A 14,748-nucleotide genomic window follows, 5' to 3' on the forward strand; every position below is an offset into this window, starting at 1 on the left:
GGCGTCGACGATCCAGTTAGCTCCGTGGACGCTGGACGCGAGGGGCGACACCAGGTACGCGATGGCGGTTGCGACTTCCCGTGGCTCGATGAAGCGGCCGGTGAGCATGCCCGCCTGCACGGGAAGGGTTTCGATGAGTTGCTGTTGCGTCACGTTCATCGTCGACGCCAGGTCCGCACCGAAGCTCTGCTCCCCCTCCCACAACGCCGTCCGAGTCGAGGACGGAGACACGGTGTTGAACCGCACCCCCTGCGGACCAAACTCCTCCGAGAGTCCCTTCGTGACCGCATTCAACGCCGCTTTCGCTGCGCCATACGGCAACGGCGCGGTGTGCGGTCGTCGGGCACTGTCGGAGGACACATTCACCACCGCCCCGTGGGATGAAAGCAGCGCGGGCAACGCGGCCCTCGTCGCCCTGACAGCCGCAAACACGTTCAATTCGAAAGTCGATGCCCACAGCCCATCCGTGAAGTCCAAAAATCCTGCGCCGACAGGTGTCCCGTCGCCGCCCCCGACGTTATTGACGAGGATATCGAGCGTGCCAGACACTCCGAGAGCCTCCGCGACGATTCGCGCGGGAACGTCGGGGCCCGAGAGGTCGCCGGTCAGCGTCACCGCCCCCGTCGCAGCAAGCTCCGGGGTGACCGTGCGCGAGGCAGTCACCACAGTGACTCCCTCCTTCTGGAGGACACGCACCACCTCCAACCCAATCCCCTTACTTGCACCGGTCACGAGGCCAATTTTGCCCGCAAGCTGTAAGTCCATGATGTCTTCCTCCGCTCAGAACGGCCCAGCGCCGATACACTAACTGCAACACACATGTCGCAGTTAAGTCAATAGGTGTACTGTAGACTGATCTTGTGCCAGACATTCCTCAACGATCCTCGCGACCTCTACGCGCCGACGCCGAGCAATCAATCGCCCGAATCCTCATCGCGGCGGAGCAGGTATTCGCTGCCGACCCCTCTGCGACTCTCGAAGCCGTGGCCTCTGCTGCCGGCGTGGCACGCGCCACCGTGCACCGTCGCTTCTCCTCCCGAGACGATCTCCGAGATGCTCTCGTCAATGCCATCAACACGAAGCTCCGCGACGCCATCGCCAGCGCGAACACCGACACAGCGCCCCCTCTGGTCGCCCTGTATCAGTTGACAGTCGCCACCCTCGACCTGAAAGTCGATTGGCGAGCGTCCTGGCAGCTGATCGACCTTGACGCCACCGACCAACGCGGAATCGACCCCAGCAACATCTCCCACCTCGATGCTCTCCTGCAACGCTCCCAAGACGCCGGGCTTTTCCGTCCTGGGATCGACATCCCATGGGCACGTGGCGTGTACATGGCGTTGATCCACGAAGCATCGACCATTCGCTCCGAAAACGAATCCGCATCCCACTGGGCCAACCGCATCATGCAAACCCTCCTCAGCGGTATCGGCAACAACGAACACAATCTCGAAGCGCTCCTCGCCCAGCCGCCCACATCAGACTAAGACGAAGAAGACGAGGCGGGTCGATATCCGCCAGCTAAACGGCACGGGCTAGATTTGGCGACTCCAGACGGTCCGACCAAACGGTGAACCTGAACTCAGCCGCATTCCGGCACTTAGAGCCATCTCTGATCCACGCTGAGTTCGCTCACGGCAATATCGGCGCGGATTACAGACAAGTTTGTGCACTCGAGAACATCACGACCTGAGGGGCACAATTTCACGAGGTGGTGCTCGACCAACGACGCCAGGCCCCGTGCCTCCCGATTCAGTCTGCCGACTCGTCTGCGCAGCCTCTTCAATAGGAGGGTAAGGACGTATGGCAGCAACGACCGCGAAGCGGTCATCGACCTTGATACAGCAACGCCACTCAAGACGTACGCAGACGTTGAATTCCACAACGGTTCGTTCACCTGGCAGGAGATGATGCTCGCCTTCCCCACCTTCAAACGTCACGATCTGGCCCAGCACTTAGCGCAAGATCCCCCAGGGTGGGAAAGTGCATATCTGGCGATGCGCAACGATCGGGTCTGCGGATTCGATGCGTGTATCCTCAACTCCTGGAACCGACGACTCTGCCTCCTTCACTTGTACGTGGACTCCCAGATGCGTGGGCAGGGCGTCGGCGGAGTCCTTCTCAACACATTGCTCAACGCGCCCGAATCCGCAGACGCTCAACATGTCTGGCTTGAGACAATGGTGGATAACTTACCGGCGATCCGCGCCTACGAAAGCATGGGGTTCCGCATCGTCGACCTTGAGCAAACTCTGTATGGAGATTGCCCCAGTAACGACACAGCGCTCTACACGAGCCGTGGGCTACGATAACGTCCGACAGTCACTACATGACGAACGTATGAATATCGCGCAATTAGCCTCGTGCTACACGTTGAGCCGGAACTCGACCGAGTTCCGGTACGCGGCAACCTCACGTGACACCTCGGCGTCGGCGACGCGCTTCAACTCGCCGGGAGCCGATGAACAGAATACGCGCCCGGATCCGGCCCGAACGACGCAGTGTTGCGCGTTCAGAACCGCACCACGTCGCGTCCGATCACCCCGTTCAATAAGCCACTGCGCGGACGATCTCGGCGATGCGCTTCTCCGCGGACTCGTCGAGAGTTTCGAAATACCATGCTGCGGGCATCATTGCCCCGTCGGAACCGCCAGCAGGGACGAGCGCAACCTTCTCGGTGAGAGCGAGGTTGACGCGTTCGTCGTTGCGCAGCGTCATCAGCGCAGGAGTACTCGCAGAGAGCGCGTAGGCGGGCATACCGTACCAGATCCGCGGTTTCAGTCTGGGCCCGGCAGCCATGATGACCTCGTGCACTTGCTGCACGAGTGACCGCTCCGGTTCGTCCATCTTCGCGATCTTGTCGAGCACCTGTGCGAGGTTCTTCTCATCCTTTGATGCCATGTCATGTCCTTTCCTCAGCCGATGGCTCGCATCGGCAGGTGAAGTCGGCGCCATGATGCGCCGCACCTCATCCGGACATGTCCTGAACGTGTCAGGCCTCTCCGCGATGTTTCAGGCGGTCCGCGCCTGGAAGTGCAGTCGGCAGCATGTGCTGCCACGCCAAGGATACCGCAGGCGCTTACAACGGCGAGAGTCGAAGCAGAGTCGAACAGACCAAATTATCGCCGCTACGGTCAGACATTGAACCTGAACTCAACCGCATTCCGGCCCAGACCAACTTCTGGGTCATTTGGCGCTGATGCCGTCCGTCCGATGTCCACGAGCTTCGCCTCGTGGCAGAGTTGGTGCTATGACACCATCAGTTGAACAGTGGGAAGCCTCCGTCGCTGATCTCTGGGAGCGCTTCGCCTCGTTGGATTGCGATGACGGCGTGGCTGCTATGCGCGACGTGGCCGCGGCATGCCCTGCCGCCGACGGCAGGGCCGCATTTGAACTCGCAGGCATGTACGACTCCGTGGGATTCGAGGCTGAGGCCGGCGCCGAGTATGAACGCGCTCTCGAACTCGGCCTCGACGCAGCCAGACATGCGCAGCTCGCCGTCCAATACGGATCGACCCTTCGCAACCTCGGCCGCCTCGACGAAGCGATCGCCGTCCTGCAAGCTGCGCCGACGCATGAGTCGACAGGCTCCGCACCCCGCGTTGTATTGGCTCTGGCGCTCCATAGCGCCGGGCGAAAGGATGAAGCATTGCGAGTCGCCATCGAATCGCAGCTAGGAATGTTGCCCAGATACCAGCGCTCGATGCGTAACTACGCCGCCGCGCTCACTGAGTCGACGATTTCAGACGATCCGCCTAAACGTTGAAGCGGAACTCCACCGCGTACCGTAGCCGAATAACGTGTGCGGTCATACAATCTGCGTGCGCTGGGCACCCTTTACGTGCTCTAGGGCAACTCTGCCGCCGACTGCCTCGAAGTAGAAGTAGTCGCAGATGAGTCATCGTCGAATCTATGCCGCTCCAATTCGGATGCCAGCACCAGGTGGTATGACCATCACGAGCACTCCGCCACAGGCCCATCCGCATCGCTGTGATCATCAACGGGGTCGTCTTCGTCATCGCGGCATGCCGGCCGACGACCTTGTGTGAGAAGGAATCGACGCCGCAGGCCGCGTAGACGAACCCACCCCAGGTGCGCATGTACGCGAAGTTCCGATGAAGCCTCCTACGCCGCGCGGTGCGGTTCGAGCGCCAATTTCACGGCGAACCCTGCCAGCAGACCTCCAGACGCCCAGCGCTGAACTTTCATCGCGCGCGGTCGGCGACGCAGGAAACCTGCAAGCCGACCCGCGGTGAGGACGACAGTGCCATTGACAGCGACTCCGATGAGGATCTGCACTCCACCCAAGATCAGGAATTGCGGCCAGACGGCTCGCAAAGGATCGATGAACTGCGGCAGCAACGCTGCGTAGAGCACTGCGATCTTCGGGTTCAACAGGTTCGTCAGCAGGCCCATTCCGAACAGGCTCAGCGGGCGGACCGGCTCGACCTCCACCGGTTCGAACGCCGAGCGCCCCGCAGGACGCAGTATCTGCCAGGCAAGGTACCCGAGGTAGGCGGCCCCGGCGAGCTTGACCGCGAAGAACGCTGCGGGCACCGCGGCGAACAGCGCGGCCAGGCCCAACGTCGCGGCGACGAGGTAGACGACGGACCCGACGGCCGTCCCGCCGAGCGCCGTCAGACCGGCACGTGTTCCTTGACGTATCGAACGCGCAGCCAGATACACCATGTTCGGGCCCGGGGTGATGGCCATCCCGAGTTCAACGAGAGCGATGCCCGCCACTGCAGTCCAGCTCACCATCACGTGGTTCCACCTCCGAAGTTCCGTCCGCGCTTGGCGGGATCGTTGTACGACGAGGCCACGCCTCGAGGCGGACCTCCCAGGGTGCTGTCACAGAATGGCCTCAGCCTGTTCTGCGAGACGCTGCCGTCGGATGAGATGGTGCTGACCCATCGCTTGCTTTGTCGACGACAAGCCTCGCTCCCCTGCGCGTGCCCCGGCACCGAGGATCACGTGAGCACGTCGACAGGGAAGAGCTCGGTGCGCGCTACGACTCGATCCCGCTCGTCAGCGAGCGCCGTACGCCGCGGGTCCAAGATATAGGCGTCGAGTGCCCCCTGAGAGGTGAACTGGAATATCTGCACCTCGCGGGGATTCGCGTCGTCCGTGGTGCTGCGGATGCGCTGCACAAGTCGTCCGCCATGTTCGGGAACGATGGCGAGGACGCTATCCTCATAGCGCTCAAGACCTTCTTCTTGCCCCGGCCGCGCCCACAGAAGGCAGCAGACCCGAACTACGGATTCATCACTCATGAAGACAACATAGCTCTCAGGTCACACGTCGATGCGAACACGTCGTTGCGACCTGGCGCGGCGAGCGAAGTCGGAGACGTCGGACGAGCTCCGACACTGCTCCCGGTCTTTCGCCTTCGGGTCGAGAACTTCACCACGAGCTCAATCGATCAGGCCGTTTCGGAAGGCGATGATCGCGGCCTGCACGCGATTGTCGATGCCGAGCTCGTCGAAGAGCTGTGAAACATACTGCTTCACCGTTCCCTCAGACAGGTGCACGGACGCAGCGATCTGCGCGTTCGAGAGTCCCTCGCCGATGTGGGTCAGCAGCTCCAGTTGGCGCGACGAGAGGGTGCGCGCGAGATCTCGTCGTGATGTCTCGGCACGATGTCCCTCCAGCTCGCGCGATGCCAGCCAGCGTGCGACGCGGGGCGAGAACGCGCCGCCTCCGCGTGCGAGTGCGCGGACTCCGCTGATGAGCTGCTGCGGCTCATCCGATTTCAACAGGAAACCCAGAGCGCCCGAGCCGATGGCGTCCGAGATGAGATGGTCGTCCGAGAACGTCGTCAGCATCGCAACCGGAAGATCCGGTCGACGTCGGCGGATCTCACGCAGGGCTTCGATGCCGTTCAGATGCGGCATCTGGATGTCCAGGAGGACGACATCCGGCCTGTGGGCGTCGACAGCTTCGATCGCCTCGGATCCGTTCGCTGCGTGTGCCACGATCTCCATGTCGTCGTCCGAGGACAGGATCGCCGCGATTCCCGCGCGAACGATCTGGTCGTCGTCGGCGACCAGGATGCGTGCCGGCACGGCGGTCGCGTCGTCGATTCGGTCTCCAGTCATGGCGCCGCCACCTTCCCGGTTCTGCTGACTTCACCGGATGCGAGGCAGACGACGAAGACGTCTGCCCGTTCGAAGAAGCTGATCTCTGCCTCGTAGTAGAGGCACTCCTCGTCAGCGCGGGGAGGGAAGTCGTCGCGGGGCGGATCGAGCATCTCAAGCGCGGGAAGCATCCGTTCGACCGTCTCTCTGTCGTCACCGACCGTGACCTCGGAGAACTGTGAACCGCTGATGACCGAGACCACGCTTGCGAGGACGAAATATCCGAAAGCGACGAACGCAACCGCACTCGCGATCGCGACTGGCAGCGCGAGAGCCGCTCGGCTGGCCCGAGACCGGACCGAGGCGGCGGCGTCCTCGGCAGCGGCGACGTCATTCGGATGGGAGGCGCGGTCGACCGACGGTCGTGCATGCACCGGCAAGGTGAGCGCGACGGCGAATTCGTCTGGACCGCGACGGACCTCGAGTTCGCCGTCAAGCATCTCGGCCCGGTGGCGCAGCCCGTGAAGGCCGAATCCCGATCCTCGTGGGTTCGACGCAGAACCACGAGCCCGGAGCGGGCTGCTCACATGCGCGACGACCGCCTCGTCATCCGTCGCGACGTCGACGGTCACGCGCTCTCCTGGGGCGTGCTTGGCCGCGTTGGTGAGCGTCTCCTGAATCATGCGTGCAACGGCGTTCGATGCTTCGTCGCTGAGCCGGTCGGCGGGGCCGCTGTCGATGTGCGCGTCGACGGACATGCCTGCGTCGCGCGCTCCGGCGATCGCATCCTCGATCGTCGGAGGTGTCCACCCGGCAGAGGGATCCTCGGAATGCCGCAGCAGACGAACGGCGAGCCCGAGCTCATCGGACGCCTCCGCTGCCGCCGCCCTGATGCTGGCGACCTGCGCCCTGTCGTCGTTCGAGAGCGACTGCGCCAGGGACAGCTGCCCCAGACGAACGGCGATGAGCGTGAGCGAGTGTCCGAGGCCGTCGTGCATCTCCGCGGCGAGTGCCATTCGCTCTCGCTGGAGGGCAGCGTGGGTTTCACCTGCTCGTCGACGGGACTCCACTGCGGCCAGCTCCCAGCCGCGCCGTTGGAACTCCTGTCGCTGGTGCATCGCACGACGAATCATCAGAGGAGCCGCAAGGACCGGGGCCGTCAGGAGGCCGAAGACGAGGCCCAGCACGATCTCGTCGGCACGCGGTTCCGGCAGACGCACGGCCACCGCCGTCGCCGTGGATACTCCGAGAACGGCGCGCACCAGCGCGTACGGCGTGAGAAGCACCAGGGCGATTGCCGCGATCGCCACGATCGCCAGGGTCAGCACCGGTGCGTCTGACAGCCAGCGCGTGGACGCGGCCGCGACGAGGGAGGCCAGACCGGCCACGACCGTCTGCCGTCTACGTTCGCGAGGGTCCTCATTCATACATTCAACGTACTCGAGGGCCGTGGCGCGAGGAACTGACTTTCGTCAGTGTGACTGCAGGCTTTCGGGAGCATCGGAGCCACGCTCTGCGAGCCTAGTGTCGACAGCATGATCGATCTCATCCAGGCGCTGCTCGAGCAGGCCGGTGCCCACATCCCCTTCCTGTTGGGGTGCGCCGTATTGTTTGCCGCCGCCGACTCGGCCCTTGGCATCGGCGCGATCGCGCCGGGCGAGACCGGGCTCGTCCTGGTGGCTGTGGCGCTGGCTGACCGAGCGGAGGTTGTCCTGCTCGCGGTCGTCGCCGCTGCGCTGGGCGCCTTCATCGGCGATCACGTCGGCTTCGTCGTCGGCCGTCGTCTCGGCCCGCGGCTCGGAGAGACCAAGATGATTCGACGGCTCGGCGTCGACCGCTGGGACAGAGCGCGCGACATGATCTCCGGGAGTTGGGCGGCGGTGCTCGTCGCGCGGCTCCTCCCCGGAATCCGCACCTTCGTCGCGGCCGCAGCGGGCGCTTCGACGATGACGTACGCACGTTTCGCGTGGGTGTGTGCCCTGGCGGCACTGGTCTGGGCCACGATATGGGTCGCAGGAGGCGCGATCGTCGGAGGGGCGCTTCTCGAACTCGCCGAGCGATACTCGCTCGCCTTCGCCGCGGTCGCGGTCGCGACTGCCGCAGCCTGGCTACTGCTGAGGCGCAGGAAGGCGAGTCGAGCATGAGCGATGGTTCGACGAGAGGGCGGCGTGGCCGGTGGGCGACGATTCCGAACGCGGTCACTCTCCTACGCCTTGCGCTGGTGGCCCCGATCACGATTCTGATCGTCGACCATGCACATCCGACTCTCACGGTCGTTCTGCTGGCCGCATTCGGAGCCAGCGATTGGGTGGACGGATACCTCGCGCGCAGACTCGATCAGACCAGCAGAATCGGAGAGATGCTCGACTCGATCGCAGATCGCGTCGGCGTTGCGGCGATCGTGCTCGCCTTCGTCATCTCCGGCCATCTGCACATCTGGACGGTGCTGCTCATCGCCGTCGTGGATGTCTCAGTCATCGTCACGTACCTGATCACGCATCCGGCCCGTGCGCCTGAGGTGTCGTGGCTCGGGAAGATCCGAACCGTAGTACTCATGTCGGGCATCACGCTCGTCGCGCTCGGTCTGCTGCCGGGCCTTCGCCTCGTCGGAGCCGCAGGCGCGATTGTGTGCGCAGTCGGTGCACTTCTCCACCTCGCAGCCGGGCACGGATATTTGAAGTCACTCGCCCAGAGCACCGACCGCAGACGTTGAACATCACGGGGACGAGCCCACAACGGGACCAGAACTCGGGGTAGGCAATCACGGCGCGGTCTTCCCAGCGCGGCATGCAACGTGGTCGCCACATCAACCTCGTGTTACCGTTTACACATGGTTACCAGTAACTCGACTCGAGCCGATCACCCGTGGACCCTGCCTGAACGATGGGATTGCGCCGACGGCACCGTGCGTTGGGGGAAGATGGGCGACGGCCCCCCACTGGCCCTGCTCCACGGCACACCGTTCTCCTCGTTCATCTGGCGCGACATCGCACCAGTTCTCGCCGAAGAACACACGGTGTACTTCTGGGACATGCTTGGATTCGGGCAGTCCGACAAGACCTCGGCCGACCTCAGTCTTCAACGGCAGACGAAGATCTTCGGCGACCTCCTCCGCCACTGGGGCGCGGAAGAGCCGCGAGTCATCGCGCACGATGTGGGCGGGGTCGTGGCACTGCGGACGGCTCTGATTCATAAGGTCGAGTTCAGCGGTCTGACTCTCATCAATGCAGCGAGCGTCAGTGGGTGGGGTGCAGGCGCGTTCTTCAATGCTGTGAGCACTGACCCGGAGGTGTTCGCGTCGCTTCCTGGCTGGGCCAGTGATTCGCTCATCCAGGCAAAGATCCGCTCAGGGTCGCATACCGGCCTCCGACCTGCCACCCTACGCGAATACATTGATCAGTGGCGGAGCGGCGACGGTCGGGCGGCCTTCTATCGACAGTATGCGCAAGGAGGCGAGGAGAGCACGGCGCCGTTGCAGAATCTCCTGGCGAGCTTGTCGATTCCATTGCACGTCATCTGGGGCGCGCAGGACCAATGGCTCGATCTTGACTACGCCCACCGCCTCATCGCGGAGCTGCCTTCGCACACCCGGTTCTCCGTCATCGAGCAGGCTGGCCACATGGTCCCGGAGGACCAGCCTGGCGCGTTGCTCGCTGCTCTCCTGAAGGGACGTCATGCCTTCTGAGATGCCTCCGCAGCTGCAGCAGGTCATAGATCTCTGCAACACGGCAGTTCTCCTCCACGACATCGACGTTCTGAGCACCCTCGGCTCGGCACACCAATGGTTCATATGGAACGGCTGGGAACCGTTGCATCGCGACGACGAACTCGCGAGCCTCCGCTCAGACCGCGAGACGATCCGCGCCTTCCTCACGGACCGTGCTGACGCTCACGCTCGCGAGGCTCTGAATCGCCGGCTCAGTGTTCATTGGGACGGGGTGCGGATCGATGAGACCGGCCAGCTTGCGCTCCTCCCGAAAGCTACGGAGCCCTCACTCGCTGCGGAGGCGATCTCGGCGATCGTGCGGCACGGCCTGGACCCGGCGGGCCTCCGGCTGAAAGCCTGTGCCGCCGAGTCGTGCCGGTACATCTTCTGGGACGGCTCCCGGCCTCGTACACGACAGTGGTGCGACATGAACGTGTGCGGTGCTCGCAACAAGATGCGCCAGTTCCGCAGTCGCGACGCAGCCGCTGCCAAGTGAGCCAGGGCCTGCTCCCTGGGACCCTCGCACGACGACATTCAGCGCGCTATTCCAACTCACCGAGCAATCCTCGCGAGCGCCATTAGCTCTACACGTTGAACCGGAACTCCACCACGTCCCCGTCGACCATCACGTATTCCTTGCCTTCCATCCGGACCTTGCCGGCTGATTTGGCTGCGGCCATCGAACCATTGGCGTCGAGGTCATCGAAGGAGACGACCTCGGCCTTGATGAAGCCCTTTTGGAAGTCGGTGTGAATAACGCCGGCGGCTTCTGGGGCGGTTGCGCCCTTCGGGATCGTCCAGGCGCGGGATTCCTTGGGGCCAGCGGTCAGGTAGGTCTGCAAACCCAGAGTGTCGAAACCGACGCGAGCCAGCTTGTCGAGACCGGCTTCGTCCTGACCGGTGGATTCCAGCATCTCGAGGGCTTCCTCGGCGTCGAGCTCGGCGAGTTCCGACTCGAATTTGGCGTCAAGGAAAATCGCTTCGACAGGTGCCACCAATGCACGCATCTCTGCCTTCTTCTCTTCATCGGCGAGCACATCGTCATCGACGTTGAAGACGTAGAGGAATGGCTTGACGGTCATCAGCTGAAGCTCGCGCAGCTCGGTGACGTCGAACTTGTCGGCCTGCATCGCCTGATAGAGAGTCTTTCCACTCTCGAGGATCTCGACAGCGGCGTCGATGGCAGTCAGCTGCTCTGCCGGCGCCCGTTTGCCCTTGACTTCCTTCTCGATCCGCGGCCGCGCCTTTTCCAAGGTTTGGAGGTCGGCGAGGATGAGCTCGGTGTTGATGGTGTCGATGTCATCAGCTGGGCTGATCTTTCCTTCGACGTGGATCACGTCATCATCGACGAAGCCACGGATGACCTGGCAGATCGCTTCAGCCTCGCGGATGTTCGCCAGGAACTGATTGCCCAGACCCTCGCCTTCGGATGCGCCGCGGACGATTCCTGCGATATCGACGAAGTCGACTGTCGCGTTGAGGATACGCTCCGAGCTGAAGATCTCTGCCAGTCGAGTCAATCGCGCGTCGGGCAACGGCACCACGCCAACGTTGGGTTCGATCGTCGCGAACGGGTAGTTCGCCGCGAGAACTTGGTTCTTGGTCAATGCATTAAACATGGTCGACTTGCCGACATTGGGCAGTCCCACGATTCCGATAGTTAGAGCCACGGTAGCTAAGTCTATCCCGGCGCCGAGGTGCGGGTCTAAATCTCGTGTCAGTGCCGTCTGTCACGCTTGAGTCATGAATTCTTTCCCCGCCACAGGAGTGATCGTCGTCCTCATCCTGGCGATCATCATCAGCGTCCTCCTCGGCTTCCTCCTCGGACGCGCGCACACTCGTTCTCGCTATATTGAGCGACTCACGAGAGCGGAGACTACGTCTCGGATTCTCACTAGTCGGACAGAGGATCTGGAAGCCGATGCGCAGATGGCTGGTGAGATCACCGCGGCGATCGGTCCGTTGGCGGCAAGTGTCAATCACCTGCAGGAGAACCTTCAGTCTCAGGTCCGAACACAGCTGGAGCAGATTACGCGCCTCAATACGCAGATCGGGCACCTGAGCCAACAGAATCTCAGACTGCAGGAGTCCACCGGATCACTGGCAAGCGCACTGAATTCGACGACTCAGCGTGGAGACTGGGGCGAGGTCCAGCTCAAACGCATCGTCGAATATGCAGGCCTCCTCCCCCATGTGGATTTCGAGACTCAGGTCAGCAGTGTGCGTGATGGCAAACGCCATCGCCCCGACATGACCGTGAACCTACCCGGCGGCGGAACGATCATCATCGACGCCAAGACCCCACTGTCTGCCCGGATGGACAGTACTGATTCCAACGCCGATGATCACGCTCGCGCACTGCTGCGACACATCGATTCGCTGGCATCCAAAGAGTACTGGAAGTCCTTCGACTCGGCCCCGGATTTCGTTGTCTGCTTCGTCCCCACGGACGGGCTGCTGTCCTCGGCAGCGTCTACCTATCCGAAGATGATTGATCATGCTCTCGGCAAGAACGTCGTGCTCGCCTCACCCGCCACGCTTCTGGTTCTACTCAAGACCGTGGCGCTCAACTGGCGACAGGCGGACATGAGCACGTCTGCGGCCGAGGTGCTCAAACTCGGCACCGAACTCTACGAACGCATTGGCACTCTGGTCACGCACGTGACGCGGATGGGATCGAGTCTGGATCGATCGGTTGAGGACTACAATCGTTTCGTCTCTTCACTGGAGTCGCGGTTCCTCGTCACTGCCCGAAAATTTCCGAACACGGGAATCGTTGCCACTGAACTTGATGCAGTTGCTGAGCTCGACTCACGCAGCCGCGGAGTCAGCGCTGAAGAACTCACACGGCCAAGCGCTGCGGGACAGGATCCATTCGCAGCACAGAATCCCACTGATCTGAGACGTCGCCATGCGGGCTCCGACTAGACCAGAGACCGTTCAGATCAGGTCGTGATCCCGGTCAGCGCCATCACGTTTGTTCGATGTCTTCTTCCCGGCGGCCTTGAGGTCCTTGCGCAGTTCGCGCGGCAGGGAGAACATGATGTCTTCCTCCGCTGTGACGATTTCTTCGACCGAGCCGAAGCCGTACTCACCCAACAGCTTGAGAAGGTCCTGGACCAGCCCTTCCGGCACGCTCGCTCCTGAGGTCACGCCGACCGTTGCGACATCATGGAACCAGGATTCGTCGACCTCTCGAGCGAAATCGACGCGACGTGCGTCCTTGGCCCCGTGCTCCAGAGCAACTTCGACCAGACGCACGGAATTCGACGAATTGGCTGAACCGACAACCAGAACCAGATCGGACTGCGGGGCGATCTTCTTCACGGCCACCTGCCGGTTCGAGGTGGCATAGCAGATGTCGTCGCTTGGAGGGTCCTGCAGGTGGGGGAACCGTTCCCGCAGGATGTTGACCGTCTCCATCGTCTCGTCGACGCTCAACGTCGTCTGTGACAGCCAGACCAGGCTTTCTGCATCGCCGATCTCGACAGTCTTGGCTTCCTCAGGGTTCTGGATCAGCGTGATGTCGTCGGGAGCTTCTCCCATTGTGCCTTCGACCTCTTCGTGACCCGCGTGGCCGACCAGAAGAATTCGGTAACCGTCACGGGCGAATCGAACTGCCTCGCGGTGGACCTTCGTCACCAGTGGGCATGTGGCATCGATCGTGGACAGCTCACGAGCGGCCGCCTCGGCGTGCACTGCAGGTGACACTCCGTGTGCGGAGAACACAAGTCGAGCGCCCTCGGGAACTTCATCAGTCTCGTTGACGAAGACCGCGCCTCGTTCGGAGAGGGTGTCGACCACATGACGGTTGTGCACAATCTCCTTGCGCACGTAGACGGGAGCACCATAATGCTCGAGTGCGCGCTCGACGGCGATCACTGCGCGGTCAACACCGGCACAGTATCCGCGCGGGGCGGCCAGAAGCACCTTCTGGTCAGCGCCTTCGGGCGTCCGGATGTCCTCGGGAGGAAGACGCTTGCGCGGAATGGTGGGCATAGGTACAGATATCGCAGTCACAACTTAAGTTTAGGCCGGGGACCTGAACAACGGCTACAAAGGTGAAGCAATCCACATCACACGCTCCCACCATCTGGATTCCATCCCCGACCGCCTGAGTTCCAGCGCGGCGATGATTCGTCATGGCACCACCGTTCGTTAGGGTAGTGGGTTGGAAGGGGAGACAACATGGCGCAACGAATTTCCGGCACTCCCGGGACCCTCGGCGAAACTGTCGACGCTCAGGAACTGGCTGCGACGGCAGGCGAGACGACAGCGGAGAACCCGTGGCCCCTGAGTCTGCTCTCAAGCAAGATGAAGTCGTATATCGATCGCATGTCGAGTGTGTGGATCGAGGGACAGGTTGTCGAGCTCAATCATCGCGGCAAGGCCAGCTACCTGACTCTGCGTGATAACGACGTCGAAATGTCGTTGCCGGTCCAGATCTGGAAGAATGTGCTTGACCGCACTGGAGCTCCGCTGTCTGAGGGCAGCCATGTCGTCGCCAACCTCAAAGCAGACTTTTGGACTAAGACCGGCCGTCTGACCATGCGGGCCAACGACATCCGGGCTGTCGGCCTCGGTGAGCTGCTGGCCCGGCTCGAGCGACTGAAGAAGCAGCTCGGTGCGGAGGGACTGTTCGACCCGAATCGGAAGAAACGCCTGCCGTTCCTGCCCAATCGGATCGGCCTCATCACCGGCCGGGATTCCGATGCGCAGAAGGACGTCGTTCGCAACGTCGCCCTGCGCTGGCCGGCCGCCGAGTTCGAGATCCGCAATTGCGCTGTCCAGGGCCCCGACGCTGTGCCGGGCGTGATGAAGAATCTGGCCGAGCTCGATGCCGACCCACAGATCGACATCATCGTCATCGCTCGCGGGGGCGGAAGTATGGAGGACCTGCTGCCGTTCTCCAACGAGGCCCTGGTTCGGGCCGTGGCTGAGGCGAACACCCCCGTCGTGGGGGGG

At 62.7% G+C, this 14,748-nt stretch carries 17 protein-coding genes; 9 read left to right on the plus strand and 8 right to left on the minus strand.

The window, feature by feature from the left end:
- The coding region (locus ACE03M_RS11240) for an SDR family oxidoreductase (RefSeq protein ID WP_485934005.1) at positions 1 to 765 on the minus strand (765 nt) is incomplete at its 3' end.
- Positions 766 to 860: 95 nt separating this feature from the next.
- On the opposite strand from ACE03M_RS11240, the gene ACE03M_RS11245 reads away from it, so the two are divergent.
- Both ACE03M_RS11245 and ACE03M_RS11250 read left to right on the plus strand, forming a co-directional pair.
- A complete protein-coding gene (locus ACE03M_RS11245; RefSeq protein ID WP_485934006.1) occupies positions 861 to 1,487 on the plus strand; it encodes a TetR/AcrR family transcriptional regulator in 627 nt (208 codons plus the stop codon).
- A 423-nt stretch (positions 1,488 to 1,910) separates the two neighbouring features.
- Positions 1,911 to 2,312, plus strand: coding sequence for a GNAT family N-acetyltransferase (locus tag ACE03M_RS11250; protein WP_485934007.1), 402 nt, complete (start codon positions 1,911 to 1,913; stop codon positions 2,310 to 2,312).
- A gap of 235 nt (positions 2,313 to 2,547) precedes the next feature.
- On the opposite strand, the gene ACE03M_RS11255 is transcribed toward ACE03M_RS11250, so the two are convergent.
- A complete protein-coding gene (locus ACE03M_RS11255) occupies positions 2,548 to 2,901 on the minus strand; it encodes a DUF1801 domain-containing protein (protein ID WP_485934008.1) in 354 nt (117 codons plus the stop codon).
- Between the two features lie 349 nt (positions 2,902 to 3,250).
- On the opposite strand from ACE03M_RS11255, the gene ACE03M_RS11260 reads away from it, so the two are divergent.
- Positions 3,251 to 3,766, plus strand: a complete 516-nt coding sequence (locus ACE03M_RS11260) for a tetratricopeptide repeat protein (protein ID WP_485934009.1) — start codon at positions 3,251 to 3,253, stop codon at positions 3,764 to 3,766.
- Between the two features lie 359 nt (positions 3,767 to 4,125).
- Here ACE03M_RS11260 and ACE03M_RS11265 read toward each other — a convergent pair whose 3' ends face one another.
- The 4 genes from ACE03M_RS11265 to ACE03M_RS11280 all read right to left on the minus strand — a co-directional run bounded on the left by ACE03M_RS11265 (position 4,126) and on the right by ACE03M_RS11280 (position 7,504).
- The gene (locus tag ACE03M_RS11265; RefSeq protein ID WP_485934010.1) at positions 4,126 to 4,761 is read right to left on the minus strand and encodes a LysE family translocator; all 636 of its coding nucleotides are present in this window, start codon (positions 4,759 to 4,761) and stop codon (positions 4,126 to 4,128) included.
- A gap of 209 nt (positions 4,762 to 4,970) precedes the next feature.
- Complete coding sequence (locus tag ACE03M_RS11270) at positions 4,971 to 5,273, minus strand: hypothetical protein (protein WP_485934011.1); 303 nt, start codon at positions 5,271 to 5,273, stop codon at positions 4,971 to 4,973.
- A 141-nt stretch (positions 5,274 to 5,414) separates the two neighbouring features.
- Positions 5,415 to 6,098, minus strand: a complete 684-nt coding sequence (locus tag ACE03M_RS11275) for a response regulator transcription factor (RefSeq protein ID WP_485934012.1) — start codon at positions 6,096 to 6,098, stop codon at positions 5,415 to 5,417.
- Positions 6,095 to 7,504, minus strand: a complete 1,410-nt coding sequence (locus tag ACE03M_RS11280; protein WP_485934013.1) for a sensor histidine kinase — start codon at positions 7,502 to 7,504, stop codon at positions 6,095 to 6,097. The genes ACE03M_RS11275 and ACE03M_RS11280 overlap by 4 nt, the downstream gene beginning before the upstream one ends.
- 108 nt (positions 7,505 to 7,612) lie before the next feature.
- On the opposite strand from ACE03M_RS11280, the gene ACE03M_RS11285 reads away from it, so the two are divergent.
- The 4 genes from ACE03M_RS11285 to ACE03M_RS11300 all read left to right on the plus strand — a co-directional run bounded on the left by ACE03M_RS11285 (position 7,613) and on the right by ACE03M_RS11300 (position 10,279).
- Positions 7,613 to 8,221 carry a DedA family protein gene (locus ACE03M_RS11285; RefSeq protein WP_485934014.1) on the plus strand — a complete coding sequence of 203 codons (609 nt, stop codon included), beginning with the start codon at positions 7,613 to 7,615 and terminating at the stop codon, positions 8,219 to 8,221.
- Positions 8,218 to 8,790, plus strand: coding sequence for a CDP-alcohol phosphatidyltransferase family protein (locus tag ACE03M_RS11290; RefSeq protein WP_485934015.1), 573 nt, complete (start codon positions 8,218 to 8,220; stop codon positions 8,788 to 8,790). Before ACE03M_RS11285 ends, ACE03M_RS11290 begins: the two co-directional genes overlap by 4 nt.
- Positions 8,791 to 8,907: 117 nt before the next feature.
- Positions 8,908 to 9,762 carry an alpha/beta fold hydrolase gene (locus ACE03M_RS11295; protein WP_485934016.1) on the plus strand — a complete coding sequence of 285 codons (855 nt, stop codon included), beginning with the start codon at positions 8,908 to 8,910 and terminating at the stop codon, positions 9,760 to 9,762.
- Positions 9,752 to 10,279 carry a CGNR zinc finger domain-containing protein gene (locus ACE03M_RS11300; protein WP_485934017.1) on the plus strand — a complete coding sequence of 176 codons (528 nt, stop codon included), beginning with the start codon at positions 9,752 to 9,754 and terminating at the stop codon, positions 10,277 to 10,279. Before ACE03M_RS11295 ends, ACE03M_RS11300 begins: the two co-directional genes overlap by 11 nt.
- A gap of 88 nt (positions 10,280 to 10,367) precedes the next feature.
- On the opposite strand, the gene ychF is transcribed toward ACE03M_RS11300, so the two are convergent.
- Positions 10,368 to 11,453 carry a redox-regulated ATPase YchF gene (ychF, locus tag ACE03M_RS11305; RefSeq protein ID WP_143921276.1) on the minus strand — a complete coding sequence of 362 codons (1,086 nt, stop codon included), beginning with the start codon at positions 11,451 to 11,453 and terminating at the stop codon, positions 10,368 to 10,370.
- A gap of 73 nt (positions 11,454 to 11,526) precedes the next feature.
- Between ychF and ACE03M_RS11310 the strand changes: the two genes are divergently transcribed.
- Entirely contained in the window at positions 11,527 to 12,711 is a 1,185-nt protein-coding gene (locus ACE03M_RS11310; protein ID WP_485934018.1) for a DNA recombination protein RmuC, read from the plus strand.
- Between the two features lie 12 nt (positions 12,712 to 12,723).
- Here ACE03M_RS11310 and ACE03M_RS11315 read toward each other — a convergent pair whose 3' ends face one another.
- Complete coding sequence (locus ACE03M_RS11315) at positions 12,724 to 13,782, minus strand: 4-hydroxy-3-methylbut-2-enyl diphosphate reductase (protein WP_485934305.1); 1,059 nt, start codon at positions 13,780 to 13,782, stop codon at positions 12,724 to 12,726.
- 189 nt (positions 13,783 to 13,971) lie between these two features.
- Here ACE03M_RS11315 and xseA point away from each other — a divergent pair.
- Positions 13,972 to 14,748 (plus strand): exodeoxyribonuclease VII large subunit (xseA, locus tag ACE03M_RS11320; RefSeq protein ID WP_485934019.1); only part of this gene is annotated, 777 nt, incomplete at its 3' end.

This window comes from Brevibacterium sp. AGC70, from assembly GCF_057334195.1.